This is a genomic window from Streptomyces sp. NRRL WC-3605, from assembly GCF_001509795.1.
GTDB classification, from domain to species: domain Bacteria; phylum Actinomycetota; class Actinomycetes; order Streptomycetales; family Streptomycetaceae; genus Streptomyces; species Streptomyces viridochromogenes.
In genome coordinates this window covers 87,920-112,680 of the sequence record NZ_LLZN01000040.1, presented here as the reverse complement: position 1 = coordinate 112,680, position 24,761 = coordinate 87,920, and the positions used below count along the sequence as shown (strand labels likewise).

At 72.8% G+C, this 24,761-nt stretch carries 23 protein-coding genes; 15 read left to right on the top strand and 8 right to left on the bottom strand.

Going from position 1 to position 24,761, the window contains the following annotated elements; genetic code table 11:
- Positions 1–20: 20 nt before the first annotated feature.
- Positions 21–3,068, top strand: coding sequence for an alpha-mannosidase (locus ADL34_RS08400; RefSeq protein WP_062665457.1), 3,048 nt, complete (start codon positions 21–23; stop codon positions 3,066–3,068).
- 229 nt (positions 3,069–3,297) lie between these two features.
- Here the strand turns inward: ADL34_RS08400 and ADL34_RS08395 are convergent, their stop codons facing one another.
- On the bottom strand, positions 3,298–4,986 hold the full coding sequence (locus ADL34_RS08395; RefSeq protein ID WP_062665455.1) for a carbohydrate binding domain-containing protein: 1,689 nt from the start codon (positions 4,984–4,986) through the stop codon (positions 3,298–3,300).
- Positions 4,987–5,144: 158 nt separating this feature from the next.
- Complete coding sequence (locus tag ADL34_RS08390) at positions 5,145–6,272, bottom strand: ATP-grasp domain-containing protein (RefSeq protein WP_062665453.1); 1,128 nt, start codon at positions 6,270–6,272, stop codon at positions 5,145–5,147.
- Between the two features lie 273 nt (positions 6,273–6,545).
- On the opposite strand from ADL34_RS08390, the gene ADL34_RS08385 reads away from it, so the two are divergent.
- Both ADL34_RS08385 and ADL34_RS08380 read left to right on the top strand, forming a co-directional pair.
- Positions 6,546–7,415, top strand: a complete 870-nt coding sequence (locus ADL34_RS08385) for a metallophosphoesterase family protein (protein WP_062665451.1) — start codon at positions 6,546–6,548, stop codon at positions 7,413–7,415.
- Positions 7,412–8,086 carry a 4'-phosphopantetheinyl transferase family protein gene (locus ADL34_RS08380; RefSeq protein WP_062665449.1) on the top strand — a complete coding sequence of 225 codons (675 nt, stop codon included), beginning with the start codon at positions 7,412–7,414 and terminating at the stop codon, positions 8,084–8,086. Before ADL34_RS08385 ends, ADL34_RS08380 begins: the two co-directional genes overlap by 4 nt.
- Positions 8,087–8,104: 18 nt before the next feature.
- On the opposite strand, the gene ADL34_RS08375 is transcribed toward ADL34_RS08380, so the two are convergent.
- The 3 genes from ADL34_RS08375 to ADL34_RS08365 form a co-directional block, all read right to left on the bottom strand.
- Entirely contained in the window at positions 8,105–8,335 is a 231-nt protein-coding gene (locus tag ADL34_RS08375) for a hypothetical protein (RefSeq protein WP_062665447.1), read from the bottom strand.
- A gap of 129 nt (positions 8,336–8,464) precedes the next feature.
- On the bottom strand, positions 8,465–8,989 hold the full coding sequence (locus tag ADL34_RS08370) for a hypothetical protein (RefSeq protein ID WP_062665445.1): 525 nt from the start codon (positions 8,987–8,989) through the stop codon (positions 8,465–8,467).
- Between the two features lie 47 nt (positions 8,990–9,036).
- Positions 9,037–9,687: a helix-turn-helix domain-containing protein gene (locus ADL34_RS08365; RefSeq protein ID WP_062665443.1), complete on the bottom strand. Its 651-nt coding sequence runs from the start codon at positions 9,685–9,687 to the stop codon at positions 9,037–9,039.
- Between the two features lie 223 nt (positions 9,688–9,910).
- Here ADL34_RS08365 and ADL34_RS08360 point away from each other — a divergent pair, with 223 nt between their 5' ends.
- The 12 genes from ADL34_RS08360 (at position 9,911) to ADL34_RS08305 (ending at position 22,309) form a co-directional block, all read left to right on the top strand.
- Positions 9,911–10,573, top strand: a complete 663-nt coding sequence (locus tag ADL34_RS08360) for a hypothetical protein (protein WP_062665441.1) — start codon at positions 9,911–9,913, stop codon at positions 10,571–10,573.
- A gap of 144 nt (positions 10,574–10,717) precedes the next feature.
- The gene (locus tag ADL34_RS08355) at positions 10,718–11,869 is read left to right on the top strand and encodes an NAD(P)/FAD-dependent oxidoreductase (protein ID WP_062665439.1); all 1,152 of its coding nucleotides are present in this window, start codon (positions 10,718–10,720) and stop codon (positions 11,867–11,869) included.
- A complete protein-coding gene (locus ADL34_RS08350; protein WP_062665437.1) occupies positions 11,866–12,168 on the top strand; it encodes a (2Fe-2S)-binding protein in 303 nt (100 codons plus the stop codon). Before ADL34_RS08355 ends, ADL34_RS08350 begins: the two co-directional genes overlap by 4 nt.
- A complete protein-coding gene (locus ADL34_RS37000; RefSeq protein WP_062665435.1) occupies positions 12,161–13,606 on the top strand; it encodes an NAD(P)/FAD-dependent oxidoreductase in 1,446 nt (481 codons plus the stop codon). The genes ADL34_RS08350 and ADL34_RS37000 overlap by 8 nt, the downstream gene beginning before the upstream one ends.
- Positions 13,603–14,499 carry a dihydrodipicolinate synthase family protein gene (locus ADL34_RS08340; RefSeq protein WP_062665433.1) on the top strand — a complete coding sequence of 299 codons (897 nt, stop codon included), beginning with the start codon at positions 13,603–13,605 and terminating at the stop codon, positions 14,497–14,499. The genes ADL34_RS37000 and ADL34_RS08340 overlap by 4 nt, the downstream gene beginning before the upstream one ends.
- A 5-nt stretch (positions 14,500–14,504) precedes the next feature.
- A complete protein-coding gene (locus ADL34_RS08335) occupies positions 14,505–15,506 on the top strand; it encodes a proline racemase family protein (protein ID WP_062665431.1) in 1,002 nt (333 codons plus the stop codon).
- Between the two features lie 84 nt (positions 15,507–15,590).
- Positions 15,591–16,295, top strand: a complete 705-nt coding sequence (locus ADL34_RS08330) for a GntR family transcriptional regulator (RefSeq protein ID WP_062665429.1) — start codon at positions 15,591–15,593, stop codon at positions 16,293–16,295.
- Between the two features lie 44 nt (positions 16,296–16,339).
- Positions 16,340–17,338, top strand: a complete 999-nt coding sequence (locus tag ADL34_RS08325; RefSeq protein ID WP_179199228.1) for a LacI family DNA-binding transcriptional regulator — start codon at positions 16,340–16,342, stop codon at positions 17,336–17,338.
- Between the two features lie 143 nt (positions 17,339–17,481).
- Positions 17,482–18,831: an ABC transporter substrate-binding protein gene (locus ADL34_RS08320; RefSeq protein WP_062665427.1), complete on the top strand. Its 1,350-nt coding sequence runs from the start codon at positions 17,482–17,484 to the stop codon at positions 18,829–18,831.
- Positions 18,832–18,837: 6 nt separating this feature from the next.
- The gene (locus tag ADL34_RS08315; RefSeq protein ID WP_062665426.1) at positions 18,838–19,794 is read left to right on the top strand and encodes a carbohydrate ABC transporter permease; all 957 of its coding nucleotides are present in this window, start codon (positions 18,838–18,840) and stop codon (positions 19,792–19,794) included.
- Positions 19,791–20,651: a carbohydrate ABC transporter permease gene (locus ADL34_RS08310; RefSeq protein ID WP_062665425.1), complete on the top strand. Its 861-nt coding sequence runs from the start codon at positions 19,791–19,793 to the stop codon at positions 20,649–20,651. The genes ADL34_RS08315 and ADL34_RS08310 overlap by 4 nt, the downstream gene beginning before the upstream one ends.
- A gap of 56 nt (positions 20,652–20,707) precedes the next feature.
- Positions 20,708–22,309 (top strand): glycoside hydrolase family 13 protein, encoded by a 1,602-nt coding sequence (locus ADL34_RS08305; protein WP_062665424.1) that lies wholly within the window; start codon positions 20,708–20,710, stop codon positions 22,307–22,309.
- Between the two features lie 68 nt (positions 22,310–22,377).
- Here the strand turns inward: ADL34_RS08305 and ADL34_RS08300 are convergent, their stop codons facing one another.
- The 3 genes from ADL34_RS08300 to ADL34_RS08290 are packed head-to-tail and all read right to left on the bottom strand — an operon-like array spanning position 22,378 to position 24,760.
- Positions 22,378–23,190: an ABC transporter ATP-binding protein gene (locus tag ADL34_RS08300; protein WP_062665423.1), complete on the bottom strand. Its 813-nt coding sequence runs from the start codon at positions 23,188–23,190 to the stop codon at positions 22,378–22,380.
- Positions 23,191–23,210: 20 nt separating this feature from the next.
- A complete protein-coding gene (locus tag ADL34_RS08295; protein ID WP_062665421.1) occupies positions 23,211–23,990 on the bottom strand; it encodes an ABC transporter permease in 780 nt (259 codons plus the stop codon).
- On the bottom strand, positions 23,987–24,760 hold the full coding sequence (locus ADL34_RS08290) for an ABC transporter permease (RefSeq protein WP_062665419.1): 774 nt from the start codon (positions 24,758–24,760) through the stop codon (positions 23,987–23,989). The genes ADL34_RS08295 and ADL34_RS08290 overlap by 4 nt, the downstream gene beginning before the upstream one ends.
- Position 24,761: the final 1 nt, after the last annotated feature.

Sequence of the window (24,761 nt, the reverse complement as noted above, 5' to 3'; positions counted from 1 at the left end):
CTGCCTCCCTGGAGACCCCGATGCACGACGAACGCCGCCGGATCGAGGAGCGCGTCGAGCGCGTCCACACCCAGCGCGTCAAGCCCGCGATCTACGCCGCCACCGTCCCGTTCGAGGTCGAGGCCTGGCAGGCCCCGGGCGAGCCGGTCCCCTTCGAGGAGGCGGCGGCCGCCCACTACACGCCCTTCGCGACCGGCACCCCGTGGGGCCCGCCGTGGGGCACCACCTGGTTCCGGATGCGCGGGCAGGTGCCCGCCGCGTGGGCCGGGCGGCGCGTCGAGGCGGTCATCGACCTCGGCTTCGTCGGCGACTGGCCCGGCAACCAGGCCGAGGGCCTCGTGCACCTCGCCGACGGCCGCCCCCTGAAGGCCGTCAACCCGCTCAACCAGTACGTGCCCGTCGGCAACCCCGTGGCGGGCGGCGAGGACGTCCACTACCTGGTCGAGGCCGCCTCCAACCCCGACATCCTGGCCGACGGCTTCGCCCGCCCCACCCCCCTGGGCGACGTCCGCACCGCCGGCGACCGGCCCCTCTACACCTTCCGGCGCGCCGACCTCGCCGTCCTGGACGAGGAGGTGTGGCACCTCGACCTGGACCTCGCCGTGCTGCGCGAACTCATGGTCCACCTCGGCGAGCACGAGCCGCGCCGGCACGAGATCCTGCACGCCCTCGACCGTGCCATGGACACCCTCGACCTGGACGACGTCGCCGGCAGCGCCCCCGCCGTCCGCGAGGTGCTCGCACCGGTCCTCGCCAAGCCCGCCCACGCCAGCGCCCACACCATCTCCGGCGTGGGACACGCCCACATCGACTCCGCCTGGCTCTGGCCCATCCGCGAGACCAAGCGCAAGACGTCCCGCACCTTCTCCAACGTCACGTCGCTGGCCGACGAGTACGAGGAGTTCGTCTTCGCCTGCTCGCAGGCCCAGCAGTACGAGTGGGTGCGCGACCACTACCCGCACGTGTGGGCCCGCATCCAGGAGTCGGTGAAGAAGGGCCAGTGGGCGCCGGTCGGCGGCATGTGGGTCGAGGCCGACGGCAACCTGCCCGGCGGCGAGGCCCTCGCCCGCCAGCTGATCCACGGCAAGCGGTTCTTCATCGAGCACTTCGGCGTCGAGACCAAGGGCGTCTGGCTGCCCGACTCCTTCGGCTACACCGCCGCCTACCCCCAGCTCGCCAAGCTCGCCGGCAACGAGTGGTTCCTGACCCAGAAGATCTCCTGGAACCAGACCAACAAGTTCCCCCACCACACCTTCTGGTGGGAGGGCATCGACGGCACCCGGATCTTCACCCACTTCCCGCCCGTGGACACCTACAACGCCTGCTTCAGCGGCGAGGAGATGGACCGCGCCGTCCGCAACTACCAGGAGAAGGGCGGCGGGACGCGCTCCCTCGCCCCGTTCGGCTGGGGCGACGGCGGTGGCGGCCCCACCCGCGAGATCATGGAGCGGGCCCGCAGGCTCGCCGACCTGGAGGGCTCGCCCAAGGTCGTCGTCGAGCACCCGGACGCGTTCTTCGCCAAGGCCCGCGCCGAGTACGAGGACGCCCCCGTCTGGAACGGCGAGCTCTACCTGGAGCTGCACCGCGCCACCTACACCTCCCAGGCCCGCACCAAGCAGGGCAACCGCCGCAGCGAACACCTGCTGCGCGAGGCCGAGTTGTGGGCGACGACGGCCGCGCTGCACGCGCCGGGCTACGCCTACCCGTACGAGAAGCTGGACCGGCTCTGGAAGACGGTCCTGCTGCACCAGTTCCACGACATCCTGCCGGGCTCCTCGATCGCCTGGGTGCACCGCGAGGCCGAGGCCGAGTACGCCCGCGTCGCCCGGGAGCTTCAGGAGCTGACCGCCGAGGCGGTGACCGCGCTCGGCGGGGGAGGACCCCGCGTCTTCAACACCAGCCCGTTCGACCGCGCCGAGGTCGTCCGCACCCCCGAGGGCACGCCCGCGTACGTCACCGTCCCCGCGAACGGCAGCGCGCCCCTCGTTGCCGACGAGCCCGAACGGCCCGTCACCGTCTCCGGGCGCGTCCTCGACAACGGCCTGGTCCGCGTCGAGATCGCCGAGGACGGCACGCTGGCCTCGGTGTTCGACCTGCGGGCGAACCGCGAGGTGCTCGCCGGCGCCGGCAACCTGCTGCGCCTGCACACCGACCTGCCCAACTACTGGGACGCCTGGGACATCGACAAGCACTACCGCAACCGCTACCGCGAGCTGCGCGCGACCGAGTCGGTCACCGTCGTCGAGGACGGCCCGCTCGTCGGCGCGGTCCGGGTCTCCCGCGCCTTCGGCAAGGGCTCCACGATCACCCAGACGATCACGCTGCGGGCCGGCAGCCCCCGTATCGACTTCGCCACCGAGATCGACTGGCACGAGGCCGAGAAGATCCTCAAGGCCGGCTTCCCGGTGGACATCCGCGCCGCGCACTCCTCGGCCGAGATCCAGTTCGGGCACGTCCAGCGCCCCACCCACACCAACACCACCTGGGAGGCGGCCCGGTTCGAGGTCTCCGGGCACCGCTGGGTGCACCTCGCCGAGCCCGGCTACGGCGTCGCCGTCGTCAACGACTCCACGTACGGCCACGACGTGACCCGCACGGTCCGCGAGGACGGCGGCACGACGACCCGCGTCAGCCTCAGCCTGGTCCGCGCCCCCCGCGTCCCCGACCCCGAGGCCGACCAGGGCACGCACCGGCTCACCTACGCGCTGCTGCCCGGCGCGAGCATCGAGGACGCCGTCGCCGAGGGCTACGCCCTCAACCTGCCACTGCGGGTGGCGGACGCCGCGGGCGCGCCCGAACCGGTGGTGTCCGTGGACGGCGACGGCGTGACGGTCGAGGCGGTCAAGCTGGCCGACGACCGCTCCGGCGACGTCGTCGTACGCCTCTACGAGTCCCGGGGCGGGCGGGCCCGGGCCGTGCTGCGCACCGGGTTCCCGCTGGCCGGTGCCGAGATCACCGACCTGCTGGAACGGCCGCTGGAACCGGTCGCCGCGGACGGCGGGGTGCCGGTGTCGCTGCGCCCCTTCCAGGTGCTGACCCTGCGTCTGCGGCGCGCCGGACGGAGCTGAGAACACCTTCGGGCCGGCCGGCAGCCACCCCCGTGACAGCGCCGGCCGGCCCGAAGCCCCCGTGTCCCCCCGTAGGTCCCCCGTGTTCCCCCGTGTCCCCCGTACGGACCCCCCGTCGGCCTTGCTCAGTGTCATGAGCGCGCGAGGGGCCGTCTGATACACCCACGCCGGAAGATTCTTTTCTCCGGCGTGGACGACCGGCGTGGGCGATCGGACGGGGGACGGGGACTCAGCCGGTGAAGCCGGCCGTGATGGACGTGAACTGCCAGGTGCTCTGGCTGATGCCGGAGCAGTTGCTCGTCACACCGCCGCCCGCGCAGGGCCGGTCGCGGTTGACCGACCAGAAGGCGAGCCGCGCGATGTGCCGGGAGTTCGCCCAGTCCCGGATCTGTGTCCAGGTCCCGGGCGAGGTGAGCTCCTGCTGGTCGGAGAGCCCGTTCATGCCGGAGATGCCGAGGTGCGCGTACGCGGTGGCGTCGTCCCAGCCGAACGTGGACCTCAGCTTGGTCTTCAGCCCCTCGGCCGCGTTCACGGTGCTGCCGTACATGTCGGCGCCGCCGCCGAAGTCGAACGGCATGATCGTGAAGACGTCGATGCCCGCGTTCAGTGCCTTGGCCTGCTCGATGAGCCGGTTGCCCCAGTACGTCGGGCCGGTGGTGGAGGTGCCGAAGGTCAGGATCGTCCGCAGACCCGGGTTGTTCGCCTTGACGATCTTCAGGGCGTTCAGGATCCGGTCCTGCACGGTCGCGTTCTCGAACTCGTCGGTGTTCTCGATGTCGACGTCGATCGCCTTCAGCCCGTAGGCGTCGATGACCTTCTGGTACGCGCCCGCCAGCGCCTCGGCCGTCGAGCAGTTCGGCCCGAGCTTGTTGCCGCTCCAGCCGCCGATCGACGGGACGATGTCACCGCCGGCGGCCCGGATTGAGTTGATGACGCTCTGGTCGTTGCCGCCGGTCAGCGGGCGCTGCCCGTCCCAGGCCGGGTTGCAGCCGCCGGAGGACAGGATGAACGCCATCGTGTACCACTTGATCCCGGTCGCGCTCATCACCGACGTCGCGCTCGGCGGATCGCCCCAGCCCAGGTACAGATAGGGCGCGGCCTGCTTGAAGCCGGTGCCGCCCCCGCCGCCCGCGTCGGTCGTGACGGAGACGGAGTTGGAGGCCGCGGAGACGTTCCCGGCCGCGTCGCGCGCCTTCACCGTGAACGTGTAGGCGGTACTGGGCGACAGGCCGCCGACCGTGGCGCTCGTCCCGGAGACGCTGAGCACCTGGGCCGAGCCGCGGAAGACGTCGTAGCCGGTCACGTCGACGTTGTCGGTCGAGGCGTTCCAGGCCAGCGACACGCTCGTCGACGACTTGCCGGTGGAGCGCAGGTTGCCGGGGGCGCTCGGCGCCTGCCCGTCCGAGCCTCCGCCGCCACCGGGCCCGTCGAGGGCGATGTCGTCGGCGTGGTAGGTGCCCTGCCCGTACCAGCCGTGCACGTACACCGTGGCGCTGGTCTGCGAGGCGCCGGTCGTGAAGGTGAGCGACAGCTTGGCGTACGCCGACGGCGACGACGTCCAGGTGGAGGCACCGCCGTCCACGCCGAGGTAGACGTAGGAGCCGCGCACCCAGCCGCTGAGGGAGTACGTCGTGTTCGGCTGGACGGCGACGCTCTGCGAGCACCGGGCGTTGTCGCTCGCGCTCGCCGCTCCGGCGAGCGCCCTGGACCCGCCGTGCACGGGCGAGGAGACGACGGAGCCGAGGTTGCCGGTGCAGGACCACGGGGAGAGTCCGCCCGACTCGAAGCCGGGGTTGGACAGGACGTTGGCCGCGTGAGCGGTGCCGGGCAGGGCGACGGCCCCGGCGACCGCGAGGGCCGCCGTGCCGACGAGGGCGAGGACACGGCGTCTGAGCCGTGCGAGAGGTCGGTTGCGCACGTCATCTCCCTGGGAAAGGTGGGGTGTTCGGGAGTGCACAGGTGCTGAGAGGTGCGCTGACCAAGTTGGTATGGACCAATTCCCCTGTCAAGGAGTCCCGCAGGGATTGGTCCGTACCGCTGGTGTTCTTGCAGTTGGTGTTCTTGCCGCGGGTGTTCCTACAGGGGCAGGACCGCCCCGGTCCCCACCGGGCCGGGCTGCGCCGGTGCGGGCACCGCCGGCAGCAGGGGTGCCTCCGACTCGGTGCGCTGCTGCGGGATCGACACCGGGCGCAGCGGACGCGGACCCGCGACCACCGTGTAGTCCTGCCCCAGGAACGGCGGGGTCACGACGCCCGGGTCCTCGCCGAGCGCCAGCCGCACGGCGAGCCACGGCACGTTCACCCCGCACAGCGACAGCTGGTGCAGGCCGCCCGCCGGGCGGGTGTTGACGTCCATCAGCACCGGGGTGCCGCCGAACATCCGGAACTGGATGTTGGACAGGTGGTGCAGCCCGAAGCCCTCCGCGACCAGCCTCGCCGGCTCCAGCCACTGCTCCTGGAGCGTGAACCCCCGCCGGCGCCCGTTCTTGACCCGGCCGATCGCCAGCCGCACCCGGTTGTCCGGGCCGGTGAGGCAGTCCACCGACACCTCGGGCTGCTCCAGGCGCGGCATCACCAGCCAGTCCACCGGCTCGTCGGTGCGCCGCAGGGCGTCCAGGACCAGATCGAGCTGGACGTAGGGCGTCGGGAAGCCGCTGAGATGCGTCAGCGAGAACGGGGAGCGGGTGATCATCCGGAAGCCGACCCCGCCCGCGCCGGACGCCGGCTTGAAGCACGCCCGGTGCCCGCCCGCCTCCAACTCCTCGACGGCGGCGAGCAGTTCGTCGGCGTCACGGACCCGGAACCACGGCGGTACCGGCACACCGACCGCCTGTACGGCCTCGTACGCGATCACCTTGTCCTGGAAGACGGCCACGGCCTCGGGCGGCGGCGCGAGCAGCGCCGTGCCGGCCGCCTCGAACTCCGCGCGGTGCGCGACGATCGCCGCCTGGTGCAGCCGGGGCACGAACACGTCGATCCCGCGGCGCCGGCACTGCGCGAGGGCGTACTCGGCGTATCCGGCGGGGGACAGGCCCTCGGGCTCCAGCTCGGCGGTGTCGGCGGCGGCCAGCACGGGGGAGTCGGCGTCCCCGTGCGTCGCATGGATCTCCACCGCCCGATCGCTGGGATTTCTGCGGAGCTGATCCATGAAGAACACGTTCTCCGCGTACGTGCGGTTGAGCCAGACGCGTACGCGAGAGACCATGCAGGGCCGTCCTTTCGGGGGTTCGCGGGCAGGGCGAAGCGGCCCGTGCCCGGGCAGGGAGGTTGGAGGTACACCGAACCGCCCCTGGCGAAGGGGGTCGAGGCGATGGTGTCGGGGCGATCATACGACTTTCAAAGGGTGCCGCGTGCAACGTACGTGTTACGGATTCCCCCGCCGGCCGCGCGGGCGGGAGCGGGCCGGGCGGCCCGCCCTTGTCGCGGGTGCGGGCCCTGTGTTCTCGTGGTGTCCTTCGGGTGATCGGGAGGGGCGAGGGTGACGTCGACGGCCGCGCGGACCGGGCGGTTGCTGGCCGTCAGCGACCTGCACATCGGGTACGACGAGAACCGAGCCCTCGTGGAGGGGATGCGACCCGGCTCGGACGACGACTGGCTGCTCGTGGCCGGTGACGTGGCGGAGACCGTCGCCGACGTCACCTGGGCGCTCAAGACGCTCGCCGGCCGCTTCCGCCAGGTCGTCTGGGTCCCCGGCAACCACGAGCTGTGGACCCACCCCAAGGACTCCGTCACCCTGCGCGGCACCGCCCGCTACGACCATCTCGTCGAGGTGTGCCGGGACCTCGGCGTGCTCACCCCCGAGGACCCCTACCCCGTCTGGGACGGCCCCGGCGGCCCGGTCGCCGTCGCCCCGCTGTTCCTCCTGTACGACTACTCCTTCCTCCCCGCGGGCTGCGCGACGAAGGAGCAGGGCCTTCAGTACGCGCACGGGACCGGCGTCGTCTGCAACGACGAGTACCTGCTGCACCCCGACCCCTACCCGACCCGCGACGCGTGGTGCGCGGCCCGGGTCGCCGCGACCGAGCGCCGGCTCGCCGCCCTCCCCGAGGACCTGCCCACCGTCCTCGTCAACCACTACCCGCTGCACCGGCACCCGACCGACGTGCTCTGGTACCCCGAGTTCGCCATGTGGTGCGGCACCGCCCTGACCGCCGACTGGCACCGCCGCTTCCGCGTCGAGGCCATGGTCTACGGCCACCTGCACATCCCGCGGACCACCTGGCACGAGGGCGTCCGCTTCGAGGAGGTCTCGGTCGGCTACCCCCGCGAATGGCGCCGGCGGCCGGAACCCCCGGGCCGGCTGCGGCGCGTGCTGCCCCGCGAGGACACGGAGGACACGGCCCGTTGATCGAGGACCTGCTGACCCCGGCGACCGTGAGCGTCGAGGCGTACGGCGACGAGGAGCACCCGCCGCTCTTCCCCGAGGAGGAGGCGGTCGTGGCCCGGGCGGTGCCCAAACGCCGCCGCGAGTTCGCCGCCGTACGCGCCTGCGCGCGCCGCGCCATGGAGAAGCTCGGGGTGCCTCCGCGGGCCGTGCTGCCCGGCGAACGCGGCGCTCCCGGCTGGCCGCCCGGCCTGATCGGCAGCATGACGCACTGCGACGGGTACGCCGCCGCCGCGCTGGCCCGCGCCGGCGACCTCGCGTCGCTCGGCATCGACGCCGAGACCCACCAGTCGCTGCCGGACGGGGTGCTGGGGGCCGTCGCGCTGCGGGCCGAGGCGGAGCGGCTGCGCGCCCTGGCGGCCACCCACCCCGAGGTCCACTGGGACCGGCTCCTGTTCAGCGCCAAGGAGTCCGTCTACAAGGCGTGGTTCCCCCTCACCGGGAGGTGGCTGGACTTCTCCGAGGCCGACATAGACGTGCTCCCCGGTGACGGCGATCCGCGCGGCGGCCGGTTCAGCGCCCGGCTCCTCGTGCCCGGCCCGCTGGTCGGCGGGCGCCGGCTCGACCGGTTCGAGGGGCGCTGGACGGTCGGGCGGGGGCTCGTGGCGACCGCGGTGAGCGTGCCGCACACCTGAACCCCCGCGCGGCCCGCGTCAGGGCTCGGCCGGGCACCAGGTGCGCAGCAGGTGGAAGAACTCCTCCTCGTGGCCCGTCAGTCCGGCGTCGGCCAGGGCCTGTTCGGCCTCGGCGAGGACGGCGGGCGGCACGACGGGTGGCCGGCCCGGTCCGGAGGCACCGTCGAACGCGGCTCGCACGGTGTGCAGGAGCCGCAGGTAGGCCTGGACGGCGGTGCGCTCGCGGTCGGTCAGTACGGCGGTGGGCATCGGTCGGCTCTCCCCGGGTCGGTGTCGTCGCGCCCCGCACGGCGGGGCGCCACCCACCAGCTTGCCGTCCACCACTGACAACGGGTCCGGCCCGGCCGTCCGTTCGCCCGGTCGGCGCAGGTCAGAGGGTCACTTCTGCGGGCCCAGGTAGCCGAGCGACGCCTCGATCCGGCCCGCCAGATGGTCCCGCCGGCCCCGCGCCGAGGAATCCGCCAGCCAGGCGCGGCACTTGCTGGCCAGCAGCAGGCCGAAGCTCTCGGCCTCCTTCTCCTCCGCCTGGTCGAAGTGGTTGCGGGCGGCGACCTTCAGGACCGCCGAGCGCAGATCCGCCTCGCTGCCGAGCAGCCGGGCCGCCACGGAGGCGCCCTCGATGCTGTGGCTGCAGTGGCCGGCCTTCATGTGCCACAGCTCGTGGCCGAGGATCACCAGCTGGTGGTCGGGCGCGGTGCGCTCCTCGATCACCACGAGGTCCTGGTCGGCCATGTCGAGCCACAGCCCGCTCGCGGTGCCGGGCGGGAAGGCGGCCGTACGGAAGTGGACGGGGCGGCCCCGGCGTCTGCCCATCGCGTCGCACAGCGCGCCGTACAGCGTCTCGGGCGCCGCGGGTGAGGGAAGCCTGACCTCCGCGACCAACTCGCCGCACAGGCGGCGCATTTCCCTACCGATGCCCAATGGTCTCCCGTTCCTCCCGTTCCTCCCGGTCACGACTCGGGCCGCTTGACGCTCTCCAGGAGCATGTCCAGCCACTCGGCGACCTTGTCGCGGTGCTGGTCGGTGGGGAGCTGGGCGGCCCGCCAGGCGATGCCGCGCACACCGTGGTCCTGCAGGAGCCGCTCCAGCGGGTCCTCGGCGGTCTGGGCCGCCTCGCGCTCCGCGAGTCTCTGCAGCAGGTCCTGCTCGGTGCGCTGGAGCGCGCCTGCCAGCGCTTCGGGGTCCTCGGCCGTCAGGAAGCCCGCGTGCACCCGGAAGAAGCGCTGGATGGCGTCGCAGTGCTCCATGGTGGGCCGCCGGTCGCCGTTGATGAGCGCACCCGCCTGCTGACGGGACATGCCGGCGCCGTCGGCGATCTCCTGCTGCGTGTACCTGCGGCCGTTGGGCTTCAGACGGGTGCGGCGCAGGAGGTCGAGCCGCTGGAGGAACCGGGCCTGCACATCCGGCTCGCCCGCGGGCCGGCCGCTCAGCAGGGCCTTGACCACGGACTCCGGTACGCCGGAGGCGACGGACAGCCGGCCGGTGTCGAAGACCTCCGTGAGCGGCACGTCGAGCCGGTCGGCGAGCGCGGTGACGCGGGCGACGACGGCGGGCAGCCCGGCCGTCACCGTGGCGCCAGGGCCCTCGAAGCCATCCGTCACCGACAGATCTCCTACGTCTCTCACAGGCCTCTCACAACCTGTTGCCGTGAACTCGAGGAAGATTACCGGGTGGTTCGAACGCGCATCCAGGTTCCGCCACAACTGTGGCCAATTTCAGCCGTCAACAGGCATGGAATGCCACGATAGTTGACATGGCTCGGGCGCGGGCACCAGGATCGGGGCGCCGCGTGAAGGCCGCATAGGCAAGAGGGGTGACCTCCCGATGGCATATCAGGCAGGTGGGCAGCGGTCCGTACCGCGGCCCGTCCCCGACCGGCCCGAGGCCCAGGCGTACCTCCGGGACTACGCCGTCCTCGTGGAGGCCGTGCCCTTCCCGTCCGTCGTCGTCGACCACCGCTGGGACGTCGTCCTGGCGAACAGCGCTTTCGCGTCACTTTTCAGCGCCGTCGGCCCGCACCCCACCGCGATGCCGCACGACAACCTCCTGCGGTTCGTCCTCTTCCACCCGGACGCCGCCGCCGTCCTCGGCGACCACGAGTCCAGCTGGTGCCTGCCGATGCTGGCCCACTTCTCCGATGCCCTGGAGCGGCACGGCCACGACCACGCGCTCCAGGCCGTCCGCCGGGACATCGCCCAGGACCCCCTCATGGAGGCCGCCTACCGGCAGGGCCTGCCGCACTGGATCCGCGCGGTGGGGGAGCGGGCCGTCGAGGAGGACGGCGCGGTGCGCCCGCTCCACCACCCCGACCCGCGCTGGGGCTCCACCGAGTGCCGGGTGGTCGACGAGACGCCCGCGACCCTGCGCGAGCTGGGGTACACACGGCTGACGCTGGTGCTGCGCGAGACGCGCCGCGAACGGGGCAGGGCGCGCGGGGCGCGTCGTGACGCCTCGTATCTACGCGTGGTGCGTCCGCCCGAGTGCTGAACGGGGCACCGTCGGCGTTCAGGTCGCCGACGGCGCCCCGTTCGGCACACCCCGCCCCGGGGGCCGTTCCGGGGCTTCCGGCGTGTTCCCCCTCGCTGCTCCGGCACTATTCCGTCCTACAGTGGTGTGTGACATAGTACTGGCGTGAGCGAGGGACTGACCTGCGACGTCGTGGTCGTGGGAGCCGGGATCACGGGCGCCGCCTGCGCCCTGTACGCCGCACGGGCCGGACTCGACGTGATCCTCGTCGACCGGGGCCCGGTCGCCGGCGGCACCACCGGCGCCGGTGAGGGCAACATCCTGGTCTCCGACAAGGAACCGGGACCCGAGCTGGCCCTCGCGCTGCTCTCCGCGCGCCTGTGGCGGTCGCTCGCCGAGGAGTTCGGGCCGGCCGTGGAGTACGAGGCGAAGGGCGGCCTCGTCGTGGCGTCCTCCCCGGACGGGCTCGCCGCCCTGGAGCGGTTCGCCGCCGCACAGCGCGCCGCCGGGGTCACCGCCGAACCCGTCACCGGGACACGCCTGTACGACCTCGAACCCGATCTCGCCCCCGGCCTCCCGGGCGGCGTCCACTACCCGCAGGACAGCCAGGTCATGCCCGCCCTCGCCGCCGCCATCCTGGCCCGCGCCGCCAAGGCCCGCCTGCTGACCGGCGTCACCGTCACCCGCGTCCTGCTCACCCGCGCCGGCGCGGTCCGCGGGGTGCGCACCGACCGGGGAGACCTGCACGCCCCGGCCGTCGTCAACGCGGCGGGCACGTGGGGCGGCGACCTCGCCGCGCTCGCCGGCGTCCACCTCCCCGTCCTGCCCCGGCGCGGCTTCGTCCTCGTCACCGAGCCCCTGCCGCGCCGGATCCGGCACAAGGTGTACGCCGCCGACTACGTGGCCGACGTGGCCAGCGACTCGGCCGCGCTCCAGACCTCCCCGGTCGTCGAGGGCACGGCCGCGGGCCCGGTGCTGATCGGCGCGAGCCGCGAACGCGTCGGCTTCGACCGGACGTTCTCGCTGCCCGTCGTGCGGGCCCTGGCCGTCGGCGCCACCCGGCTCTTCCCGTTCCTGAGGGACGTCCACGCGACGCGCGCCTACCTGGGCTTCCGCCCGTACACCCCCGACCACCTGCCCGCCGTCGGACCCGACCCGCGTGTCCCCGGACTGCTCCACGCCTGCGGCCACGAAGGCGCCGGCATCGGACTGGCCCCCGCCACCGGCCACCTCGTCGCCCAGGCCCTGACCGGCCGGACCCCGGACCTCGACCTGACGCCGTTCCGCCCCGACCGCTTCACCGAGGAGGCCGCGTGAGAACCCCTCTGGACCTCGCCGACGCCCACCCGGGCCCCGCCTTCACGGTGACCCTCGACGGACGGGAGATCGAGGCGCTGCCCGGCCACACCGTCGCCGCCGCCCTCTGGACGGCCGGCGTCACCTCCTGGCGCCGCACCCGGGCCGAGGGGCGCCCGCGCGGGGTGTTCTGCGGCATCGGCGTCTGCTTCGACTGCCTGGTCACCGTCAACGACCGCCCCAACCAGCGGGCCTGCCTGGTGCCGCTGCGCCCCGGCGACGCGATCCGCACCCAGGACGGGACGGGCCACGATGGCTGACCGCCGCGCACCCCGGACGCCGCACCTCGCCGTCGTAGGCGCCGGACCCGCCGGGCTCGCCGCGGCCCTCGCCGCCGCCGCACGGGGCGTACGGGTCACGCTGCTGGACGCGGCCCCGCAGGCCGGTGGCCAGTTCCACCGGCGGCCCGCCGAAGCGCTCGGCGCCCGCAGACCCCAGGCGCTGCACCACGCGTGGAGCACGGCGGAACGGCTCAGAGAGGGCCTGGAGGCGCACGTACGGGCAGGCAGCGTGCGGCACTTGACGGAGCATCACGTCTGGTGTGCCGAGCCCGGCCCCGGTACCGGATTCACCGTGCACGCCCTGCGCGGACCCGAACAGCGCGAGCCCGCCGAGGTGTGCGCCGACGCCCTCGTCCTCGCCACCGGCGGCTACGAGAAGGTCCTGCCCTTCCCCGGCTGGACCCTCCCCGGAGTCGTCACCGCGGGCGGCGCCCAGGCCATGCTCAAGGGCACCCTGGCCGTGTCCGGCGGCACCGCCGTCGTCGCCGGCACCGGCCCGCTGCTGCTGCCGGTCGCGGCCGGGCTCGCGGCGGCCGGCGTCACCGTCGCCGCGCTCGTGGAGTCGGCCGCCCCGAAGGCCCTGCTGCGGCGCGCGCCCGTCTGGGCGGCCCAACCCGCCAAGCTCGCCGAAGGCGCCGGATACGCTGCCGCGTTGCTGCGCCACCGCGTGCCGGTCCTCACCCGGCACACCGTCGTCGAGGCGCACGGCACCGGCCGGCTGGAGGCCGTCACCGTCGCCGCGCTCGACGCCGGCGGACATGTGCGGCCCGGCACCGCGCGGCGCGTTCCCTGCGCGACCCTCGCGATCGGCCACGGCATGCTGCCGCAGACCGACCTCGCCGACACCCTCGGCTGCCGCCTGGACGGCCTCGCCGTGCACGTCGACACCGAGCAGCGCACGGACGTGCCCGGCGTATGGGCCGCGGGGGAGACCACCGGCATCGGCGGCGCCGGACTCTCCCTCGCCGAGGGGCACATCGCGGGCCGGTCCGCCGCGGCCCGCCTGCACGGCACACGGCCCGACCCCGCCGCGTGGGCGCGGGCCGCCCGCGCGCGGGACCGGGGGCGGGCCTTCGCCGCCGCACTGGACACCGTCTACGCGCCGCCCGCGCACTGGACCGAGCAGGTCACCGACGACACGACCGTCTGCCGCTGCGAGGAGGTCACCGCCGGTGCCGTCCGCGAGGCCGTCGCGGACCTCGGCGCGGGCGACGTCCGCACGGTGAAACTGCTCACCCGGGCCGGGATGGGCTGGTGCCAGGGCCGGATGTGCGCCCCGGCCGTCGCCGGCCTCACCGGCTGCGCCCTCACCCCCTCCCACAGGCCGTTCGCACGCCCCGTCCCCCTCGGGGTGCTCGCACGGCAGCCCGACCACCGCGATGACATGTCACACCCCACCGGGAAGGAAACCGGATGACCGCCACCGAGCACCGCCCCTGGCACGGCGTCCTCGTCGCCACCGCGCTGCCGCTCGACGACGACCTGCGCGTCGACCACGGCCGCTACGCCGAGCACTGCGCCTGGCTCGTCGAGAACGGCTGCGACGGTGTCGTCCCCAACGGCTCGCTGGGGGAGTACCAGGTGCTCACCCCCGAGGAACGCGCGAAGGTCGTCGAGACGGCGGTCAAGGCCGTCGGCGGGGCACGCGTGATGCCCGGCGTCGCCGCGTACGGCTCGGCCGAGGCCCGGCGCTGGGCCGAGCAGGCCAGGGACGCGGGCTGTGCGTCGGTGATGCTGCTGCCGCCCAACGCGTACCGCGCCGACGAGCGTTCGGTGCTCGCGCACTACGCCGAGGTCGCGAAGGCGGGCGTCCCCGTCGTGGCGTACAACAACCCCATCGACACCAAGGTCGACCTGGTGCCCGAACTGCTGGCGCGGCTGCACGGCGAGGGGTACGTCCAGGCGGTCAAGGAGTTCTCCGGCGACGTCCGCCGCGCCTACCGCATCGCCGAGCTCGCCCCGGACCTCGACCTGCTGATCGGCGCGGACGACGTCCTGCTGGAACTGGCCCTGGCCGGCGCCAAGGGCTGGGTCGCCGGGTACCCGAACGCGCTGCCGCGTGCCTGCGTCGAGCTGTACCGGGCCGCCACCGGCGGTGACATCACCACCGCCCGCGGGCTGTACGGCCGGCTGCACCCGCTGCTGCGCTGGGACTCGCAGGTGGAGTTCGTCCAGGCCATCAAGCTGTCCATGGACGTCGTGGGCCGCCACGGCGGACCCGTGCGCCCGCCGCGCGTCCCGCTGCTGCCCGGACAGGAGGCCGCCGTACGGGCGGCCACGGAGAAGGCCGTCGCGGCCGGATCGGCATAGGGCCCATGCGCAGCAAGCTCGTCCTGCACGCCGTCGACTCGCACACCGAGGGCATGCCCACCCGGGTCGTCACAGGAGGCGTCGGCCCCGTGCCAGGCGCCACCATGAACGAGCGGCGCCTCTACTTCCGCGAGCACCGCGACCACGTCAAGCGGCTGCTGATGAACGAGCCGCGCGGGCACGCCGCCATGAGCGGGGCCATCCTCCAGCCGCCCACCCGCCCCGACTGCGACTGGGGCGTCATCTACATCGAGGTGTCCGGCTATCTGCCGATGTGCGGGCACGGCACCATCGGCGTGGCGACCGTGCTGGTGGAGACCGGCATGGTCGAGGTCGTCGAGCCGGTCACCACGATCCGGCTCGACACCCCCGCCGGTGTCGTGGTCGCCGAGGTGGCGGTCGAGGACGGCGCCGCGAAGGAGGTCACCCTGCACAACGTGCCGTCCTTCGCGGTCGCCCTCGACCGGGAGGTCACCCTGGCCGACGGCCGCACGGTGACCTACGACCTGGCGTACGGCGGCAACTTCTACGCGATCCTCCCGCTGGAGCGGTTCGGGCTGCCCTTCGACCGGTCCCGCAAGGACGACATCCTCGCCGCCGGGCTGTCCCTGATGGAGGCGGTCAACGCGGCGGACGAGCCCGTCCACCCCGAGGACCCGTCCATCCGCGGCTGCCACCACGTCCATCTGATCGCCCCCGGCTCCACCGCCCGGCACTCCCGGCACGCGATGGCCATCCACCCGGGCTGGTTCGACCGCTCGCCGTGCGGGACGGGCACCAGCGCGCGCATGGCGCAGCTGCACGCGCGCGGCGAACTGCCGCTGCACACCGAGTTCGTGAACGAGTCGTTCATCGGCACCCGCTTCACCGGCCGGCTCCTCGGCACCACGCGGGTCGGCGGACACACTGCCGTGCTGCCCAGCTTCACGGGCCGCGCGTGGATCACCGGAACCGCGCAGTACCTGCTCGACCCCACCGACCCGTTCCCGGAGGGGTTCGTGCTGTAGCCCCGGGCGGAACGGACCGAGGGGCGAGGATAATGCCGGGTACCGCGTGACATGGCACAGCGGCACGACCCGAGGAGACACCGCATGGCCGCCCAGCGCACCGGCGCCCCGTCCACCGCCGCCGCCCCGGCGCTGCCCTCCCTGGGCGGGCGCAGGAGCAGCTACCGGGAGCGCGTCGCGGACGCCCTGCGGGCCGCGCTGATCGCCGGGGAGCTGCGGCCCGGCGAGGTGTACTCGGCGCCCGGGCTCGCCGCCCGCTTCGGCGTGTCGGCGACCCCGGTGCGCGAGGCCATGCTCGACCTGGCGAAGGAGGGCCTGGTCGACACGGTGCCCAACAAGGGGTTCCGGGTCACCGCGGTGTCCGAGAGGCAGCTGGACGAGTACACGCACATCCGCGCGCTCGTCGAGATCCCGACGGTCGTCGAACTGGCCGCCACCGCCGACGCGGTGTCCCTGGAGGCGCTGCGGCCCGCCGCCCGGGAGATCGTCCAGGCGGCGGTCGCCGGCGACCTCATCGCGTACGTGGAGGCCGACACGCGCTTCCACCTCGGACTGCTCGCCCTCGCCGGGAACGCCCACCTCGTCGAGGTCGTCCGGGACCTGCGCAAGCGCTCCCGGCTGTACGGGCTGACCGCGCTGGTCGAGGCGGGGCGGCTGCTGGCCTCCGCCGAGGAGCACCTGGAACTCCTCGACGCGCTGCTCGCCCGGGACGAGCGCGCGGTGCGGGAGGTCATGACCCGGCACCTGGGCCATGTCCGCGGTCTGTGGGCGGCTCGCGACGAGGACTGACCTCTACGCAAGCAGTTTGCATTTCTTGCGCTATTCTTGCGTGCATGACGCGACGACTTGCTGAAGTGGCGAAGAAGGTCGGGGTCAGCGAGGCCACGGTCAGCCGGGTGCTCAACGACAAGCCGGGTGTCTCCGAGGCCACCCGGCAGGCGGTGCTCTCCGCCCTGGACGTGCTCGGCTACGAGCGTCCCACCCAGCTGCGCGGCGAACGCGCGCGTCTGGTCGGACTGGTGCTGCCCGAGCTTCAGAACCCGATCTTCCCGGCGTTCGCCGAGGTGATCGGCGGGGCGCTGGCCCAGCTGGGGCTGACCCCCGTGCTGTGCACGCAGACCAAGGGCGGGGTCTCCGAGGCCGACTACGTCACGCTGCTGCTCCAGCAGCAGGTCTCCGGGGTGGTCTTCGCCGGCGGCCTGTACGCGCAGGCGGACGCGCCGCACGACCACTACCGGCAGCTCGCCGACCGCAACATCCCGGTGGTGCTGGTCAACGCGGCCATCGAGCACCTGGGCTTCCCGGCCGTCTCCTGCGACGACGCCGTGGCGGTGGAGCAGGCGTGGCGGCACCTGGCCTCGCTGGGCCACGAGCGCATCGGTCTGGTGCTGGGCCCGGGCGACCACGTGCCGTCGGCGCGCAAGCTGGCGGCCGCCCGGGAGATCGCCGCCGAGCTGCCCGACGAGCACGTGGCGCGGGCGATCTTCTCGATCGAGGGCGGGCACGCGGCCGCCTCCCGGCTGATCGACCGCGGCGTCACCGGCATCATCTGCGCGAGCGACCCGCTGGCCCTCGGCGCCGTACGGGCCGCGCGGCGCAAGGGACTCGACGTCCCGTCGCAGATCTCCGTCGTCGGCTACGACGACTCGGCGTTCATGAACTGCACCGAGCCCCCGCTCACCACCGTCCGCCAGCCGATCGAGGCCATGGGCCGGGCGGCCGTCGAGCTGCTGAACGCCCAGATCGCGGGCACTCCCGTCCCCGCGGAGGAGCTGCTCTTCGAGCCCGAGCTGGTGGTGCGCGGCTCCACGGCGCAGGCGCCCCGCAGCTGACCTCCGACCCCTCGCGAAAGGGTCGTCACCCGCAACCGATCTGCTGTCCAAAAATTGCAAATCTCGCGCGACATCTTGCGCTCGGATGTCGTCGGTGCTTGAGTGTGCGGCGCCCACCGCTCCATGCCCAGAGGGGTCCACCGATGAGAAGCACCGGGTTCCGCCGTACCTTTGCCGCGCTGAGCGTCTGTTCGCTCGCCCTCGCCGCGTCCGCCTGCGGTTCGGGCGACGACGACTCGGCGAGCGGCAAGACCCGCATCACGGTCAACTGCATGCCGCCCAAGAGCGCCAAGGTCGACCGCCAGTTCTTCGAGCAGGACGTCGCCGACTTCGAGCGGCAGAACCCGGACATCGACGTCGTGCCTCACGACGCGTTCCCCTGCCAGGACCCGAAGACGTTCGACGCCAAGCTCGCCGGCGGGCAGATGGAGGACGTCTTCTACACGTACTTCACCGACGCCCGGCACGTCGTCGACATCGATCAGGCGGCCGACATCACGCCGTACGTCAAGGAACTGAAGAGCTACGACACCATCCAGCAGCAGCTGCGCGACATCTACACCGTCGACGGCAAGGTCTACGGCGTCCCGCGCACCGGCTACTCGATGGGCCTCATCTACAACAAGGCGCTCTTCACCAAGGCCGGCCTCGACCCCGACAAGCCCCCGGCCACCTGGGACGAGGTCCGCACCGCGGCCGAGAAGATCGCCGGTCTCGGCGGCGGCACCGTCGGCTACGCCGACTACAGCGCCCAGAACCAGGGCGGCTGGCACTTCACCGCCGAGCTGTACTCCCAGGGCGGCGACGTCGTCAGCCCCGACGGCGAGAAGGCCACCGTCGACTCCGCCGAAGGCCGGGCCGTCCTTCAGACCCTCCACGACATGCGGTGGAAGGACGAGTCGATGGGCAGCAAGCAGCTGCTCGTCATCAACGACGTCCAGCAGATGATGGGCGCCGGCAAGCTCGGCATGTACCTGGCCGCCCCCGACAACATCCCGATCCTCGTCAAGGAGAAGGGCGGGAACTACAAGGACCTCGCCCTCGCCCCCATGCCCGGCGGCAAGGGCACCCTGATCGGCGGCGACGGCTACATGTTCAACAAGAAGGCGAGCCCCGAGCAGATCCGCGCCGGCCTCAAGTGGCTCGACCACATGTTCCTCACCCCCGGGGACGGCTTCCTCGGCGACTACGCCCGCGCCAAGAAGAACGACGCCCCCGTGGGCCTGCCCGAACCCCGCCTGTTCACCGGCGCCGCCGACGCCAAGGACCAGGAGGTGAAGAAGGCCAACGCCAACGTCCCGGTGGAGAACTACCAGCCGTTCCTCGACGGCAACCAGAACCTGGACATGAAGATCGAGCCGCCGAGCGCCCAGCAGATCTACTCCGTCCTCGACGGCGTCGTCTCCGCCGTCCTCACCAAGGAGGACGCCGACATCGACCAGCTCCTGAAGGACGCGTCCGGCAAGATCGACGGAATCCTGGACCGGGGCTGACCCACCATGACCGACACGGCTCGGCGACGGACCGTCGCGAAGGTCGCGGTACACCCCGTGCAGGCGCCGCCCCCGGCAGGGGACCGGAGGCGGCGCCGCCTCGCCGACCAGGCCCGCGCCTACGGCTTCCTCGTCGGCGGCCTCGTCTGCTTCGCCCTGTTCTCCTGGTACCCGGCGATCCGCGCGGTCGTGATCGCCTTCCAGAAGTACACGCCGGGAGGCGAGCCCGAGTGGGTCGGCACCGCCAACTTCACCCGTGTGTTCGCCGACCCGGAGTTCACGGCGGCCTGGCGCAACACGCTCACCTTCACCCTGCTCGCCCTGCTGATCGGCTTCGCGATCCCCTTCGTGCTCGCCCTGGTCCTCAACGAACTCCGGCACGCCAAGGCGTTCTTCCGGGTCGTGGTGTACCTGCCGGTGATGATCCCGCCGGTGGTCAGCGCCCTGCTGTGGAAGTGGTTCTACGACCCGGGCACCGGGCTCGCCAACGAGGCGCTGCGCTTCCTGCACCTGCCGACCTCGAACTGGTCCAACGGCGCCGACACCGCGCTGGTCTCCCTCGTCATCGTCGCCACCTGGGCCAACATGGGCGGGACCGTGCTGATCTACCTCGCGGCGCTCCAGTCCATCCCAGGAGAGCTGTACGAGGCGGCCGAACTCGACGGCGCGAACCTCCTGCAACGCGTCCGGCACGTCACGATCCCGCAGACCCGGTTCGTCATCCTGATGCTGATGCTCCTTCAGATCATCGCCACCATGCAGGTGTTCACCGAACCCTTCGTGATCACCGGCGGCGGCCCGGAGAACGCCACGGTCACCGTCCTCTACCTGATCTACAAGTACGCCTTCCTCTACAACGACTTCGGCGGAGCCTGCGCCCTGAGCGTGATGCTCCTCGTGCTCCTCGGCGCCTTCTCCGCCGTGTACCTGAGACTGACCCGCGGCGAAGGGGAGAGCGCATGAGCACCCGGACCCTCCTCTCGCCGGCCGCCCTGGCCCGGCCGCGCGGCAAGGCCGCCTACTGGACCGTGTTCACCGGCACCGTCCTGCTGTTCGTGATCGCGTTCCTCTTCCCCGTGTACTGGATGGTCACGGGCGCCATGAAGTCGGCGGACGAGGTCGCCAGGACCCCGCCCACCCTGGTACCCGAACGCTGGCACGTCAGCGGCTACACCGACGCCTGGGACCTGATGCAGCTGCCCACCCATCTGTGGAACACCGTCGTCCAGGCCGCCGGCGCCTGGCTGTGCCAGCTGGTGTTCTGCACGGCCGCCGCCTACGCGCTGTCCAAGCTGCGGCCCGCCTTCGGCAAGGTCGTCCTCGGCGGCATCCTCGCCACCCTCATGGTCCCCGCCCAGGCGCTCGTCGTGCCGAAGTACCTGACCGTGGCCGACCTCGGGCTGCTCAACGACCCCGTGGCGATCTGGCTGCCGGCCGTCGCCAACGCCTTCAACCTCTACCTGCTCAAGCGGTTCTTCGACCAGCTGCCGCGCGATGTGCTGGAGGCCGCCGAGATGGACGGCGCAGGCCGGCTGCGCACCCTGTGGTCGATCGTGCTGCCGATGTCCCGGCCGGTCCTCGGCGTGGTGTCGATCTTCGCCCTGGTCGCCGTCTGGCAGGACTTCCTCTGGCCGCTGATGGTGTTCTCCGACACCGGCAAGCAGCCCATCAGCGTCGCGCTCGTCCAGCTGTCGCAGAACATCCCGCTGACCGTGCTCATCGCCGCGATGGTCATCGCGAGCATCCCCATGGTCGCGATGTTCCTCGCCTTCCAGCGGCACATCATCGCGGGGATCGGCGCGGGCAGCACCAAGGGCTGACGTCCCTCCGGACGTCCCCCGGACGCCCTCCCCCTCCCGACAGAAAGGGCCACACCGTGGCACAGTCCCGTCCTGCCGCCGCATCGTGGTGGCGCTCCGCCGTCATCTACCAGGTCTACGTCCGCAGCTTCGCGGACGGCGACGGCGACGGCACCGGCGACCTCGCGGGCGTCCGCGCCCGGCTGCCCTACCTCGCCGAACTCGGCGTGGACGCCCTGTGGTTCACACCCTGGTACGTCTCCCCACTGAAGGACGGCGGCTACGACGTCGCCGACTACCGGGCCATCGACCCGGCCTTCGGCACCCTCGCCGAGGCGGAGAAGCTGATCGCCGAGGCCGGTGAGCTCGGCATCCGCACGATCGTCGACATCGTGCCCAACCACGTCTCCGACCAGCACCCCTGGTTCCGCGCCGCCCGCGAGGCCGGACCCGGCAGCCCCGAGCGCGAACTGTTCCACTTCCGGCCCGGACGTGGCCCCGACGGCTCCCTGCCGCCAAACGACTGGCCGTCGGAGTTCGTCGGCTCGACCGACCCCGTCTGGACGAGGCTGCCCGACGGCGAGTGGTACCTGCACCTGTTCACCCCGGAACAGCCCGACCTCAACTGGGCCCACCCGGCTGTCCGCCAGGAACACGAGGACATCCTGCGCTTCTGGTTCGAGCGGGGCGTGGCCGGCGTCCGCATCGACTCCGCCGCCCTGCTCGCCAAGGACCCGGCCCTGCCCGACCTCGCCTCGCGCCCCGACCCCCACCCCTACGTCGACCGGGACGAACTCCACGACGTCTACCGCTCCTGGCGGGCCGTCGCCGACGAGTACGACGGCGTCTTCGTCGGCGAGGTCTGGCTGCCCGACCCCGAGCGGTTCGCCCGCTATCTGCGCCCCGACGAACTGCACACCGCCTTCAACTTCTCCTTCCTGTCCTGCCCGTGGGACGCGGAGCGGCTGCGCACGTCGATCGACACCACCCTCGCCGAGCACGCCCCGGTCGGCGCCCCCACCACCTGGGTGCTGTGCAACCACGACGTCACCCGCACGGTCACCCGGTACGGCCGCGCCGACACCGGCTTCGACTTCGCCACCAAGGCGTTCGGCACCCTCACCGACCTCGCCCTCGGCACCCGCCGCGCCCGCGCCGCCGCGCTGCTGTCCCTGGCGCTGCCCGGCTCCGTCTACCTCTACCAGGGCGAGGAACTGGGCCTGCCCGAGGCGGACATCCCGCTCGACCGCATCGAGGACCCGATGCACGCCCGCTCCGGCGGCACCGACCCGGGCCGCGACGGCTGCCGCGTGCCGCTGCCCTGGGCGGCCGGTGAGCCGTACGCCGGGTTCGGCGCCCAGGTGGAGCCCTGGCTGCCGCAGCCCGAGGGCTGGGCCGCGTACGCCGCCGACCGGCAGGCCGCCGACCCCGGCTCCATGCTCACCCTGTACCGCCGGGCCATCGCCCTGCGCCCGGAGTTCGGCGACGGACCGCTCGCCTGGCTCCCGGCGCCCGACGGCGTGCTCGCCTTCACCCGGGCCCCCGGCACCCTCTGCGTGGTCAACCTGTCGGACACCCCGGCCGACCTGCCCGCGCACTCCGAACTCCTCCTCGGCAGCGGCCCGCTGGACCCCGACGGCCGGCTGCCCCAGGACACCGCGGTCTGGCTGCGCGCCTGAGACCGCCGCGGCACCCGGCCGGGCTGCCGCTGTCCGTGAGCGGCCGGCACCGGACGGCCGGACGCCGTTCAGCGAGGTGGAGGCGTACTCGACTTCGTGAGCGCGTCCCGCACTTCCCCGCGCTTCGCCGCCTGGATCTGCTCGTACACACGGGTGCGCAGACCGGCGAAGCGCGGGTCCACGCGGGTGTGCAACTGGTCGCGCTCGGCGGGCAGGTCGACCGTGAGCTGCTCCCGGACGACCGTCGGGGACGCGGACAGCACGATCACCCGCTCCCCGAGATAGACGGCCTCGTCGATGTCATGGGTGACGAAGAGGATCGTGATGCCGCGCTGCCGCCACAGCCCCCGCACCAGGTCCTCCAGATCGGCCCTGGTCTGCGCGTCCACGGCCGCGAACGGCTCGTCCATCAGCAGCACACGTGGTTCGTACGCCAGCGCCCGGGCGATCGCGACCCGCTGCTGCATCCCGCCCGACAGCTGCCACGGGTAGGCGCCGGCCGCGTCCGCCAGGCCTACCGACTCCAGGGCGTCCCGCACCAGTGCCCGGCGCTCCGCCTTGCTCATATCCTTCTGCCGCAACGGCAGTTCGACGTTCTCGCCGACCCGCATCCACGGGAACAGGCTGCGCCCGTACTCCTGGAAGACGAACGCCGTCCCGGGCGGCGGCCCGTCGACCCGCCGCCCCTCCAGCAGCACCTCGCCGCCGGTCGGCTCGAGCAGCCCGGCCATGCACTTCAGCAGGGTGGTCTTGCCGCAGCCCGACGGGCCCACGAGACAGACCAGATCGCCCGGGTCGACGGTGAAGGTCAGGTCGCGCACCGCCTCCACCCGCCGTCCCGAGCCCTCGTAGACCTTCCGCAGACCCCGTACGTCCAGCATGGACCGCCCTTTCTGAAGGTTCACGGCGACCGCCGGGCCGAGGCGCGCAGACCGTGGTACCAGCCGAGCACCCGCCGCTCGGCCAGCCGGAACAGGACCGACAGCACGACGCCCAGCATCCCGAGCAGGAGGATGCCGGTCCACATGTCGGGGATCGCGAAACCCCGCTGGAACTGCACGATGGTGAACCCGAGCCCGTTGCTGGCGGCGAACATCTCGCTGATCACCATGAGGATGATGCCGATCGACAGGGCCTGGCGCAGGCCCGTGAAGATCTGCGGGCTCGCCGAGGGCAGCACCAGGCTCCGCAGCCGGGCCGTCCCCGTGATCCCGTACGACCGGGCCGCCTCCGCCATCACCGGGTCCACCGCGCGGACGCCCTCGACGGTGTTCAGCAGCACCGGCCAGACGCAGCCGCTCGCGATCACCGCGACCTTCATCGTGTCGCCGATCCCCGCGAACAGCATGATGACCGGCACGAGCACGGGCGGCGGCACCGCGCGCAGGAACTCCAGGACCGGTTCGCACACCGCCCGCACCCGCCGGTGGGAGCCGATGAGCGTGCCGAGCGCCACCCCGGCGACGGCAGCCAGGGCGTAACCGGCCGCCAGCCGCCAGACGCTCGGCAGCACGTCGCCGCGCAGCCGGTCCGCCGTCCACACGTCCGGGAACGCGGTGAGGATCGTCCGCAGCGGCGGCCAGTACACGTCGGTGCTGCCCGCCGACGCCACCCACCAGACGGTCACGAGCACGGCGGGCAGCGCGCACGCCAGGACCACCCGCAGCAGCACGCGTCTCACACCGCCACCTCCCCGCGCACCGACTGGTGCCAGGCGAGCGCCCGGCGCTCCACCGCACGCGCCCCCACGTTGATGACGAGCCCCAGCAGGCCCGTCACCACGATCAGCGCGTACAGCTCGGGCACCGCCTGAGAGGTCTGCGCGACCCCGATGCGCTGCCCGAGCCCCGGCGCCCCGATGACGAGTTCGGCGGTGACGGCGAGGATCAGCGCGACCGCGGCCGCGAGGCGCACACCCGTCATCACATAGGGCAGCGCGGTCGGCCACAGCACGTACCGGATCCGCGCCCAGGTGCCCAGCCCGTACGACCGCGCCGTCTCCTCGGCGACCGGGTCGACGTCCTGGACGCCGTACAGGACCTGGATCAGCACCTGCCAGAAGGACGCGTAGACGACGAGGAGGAGCACCGAGCGCAGTTCGGAGCCGTAGAGCAGGACCGCGAGCGGGATGAGGGCGACGGAGGGGATGGGCCGCAGGAACTCGATGGTGGAGGCGGTGGCCTGCCGGAGATACGGCACGACGGACAGGACGACACCGGCCACGATCCCCGCGCAGGACGCGATCGCCAGGCCCAGCGCCCAGCCGGTGAGCGTGTCGCCGAGCGCGGTCCAGAACGCGGGGTCGGCGGCCTCGTCCCCGAGCGCGGCGGCGATCCGGCCGGCGGGCGGCAGGTACTCCTCGTCGACCAGGCCGAGCCGCGGCACCGCCTCGGCCAGGGCCAGGAAGCCGGCCAGACCCGCCACGCCGAGGACGGCGTTCGTCCCCCTCACC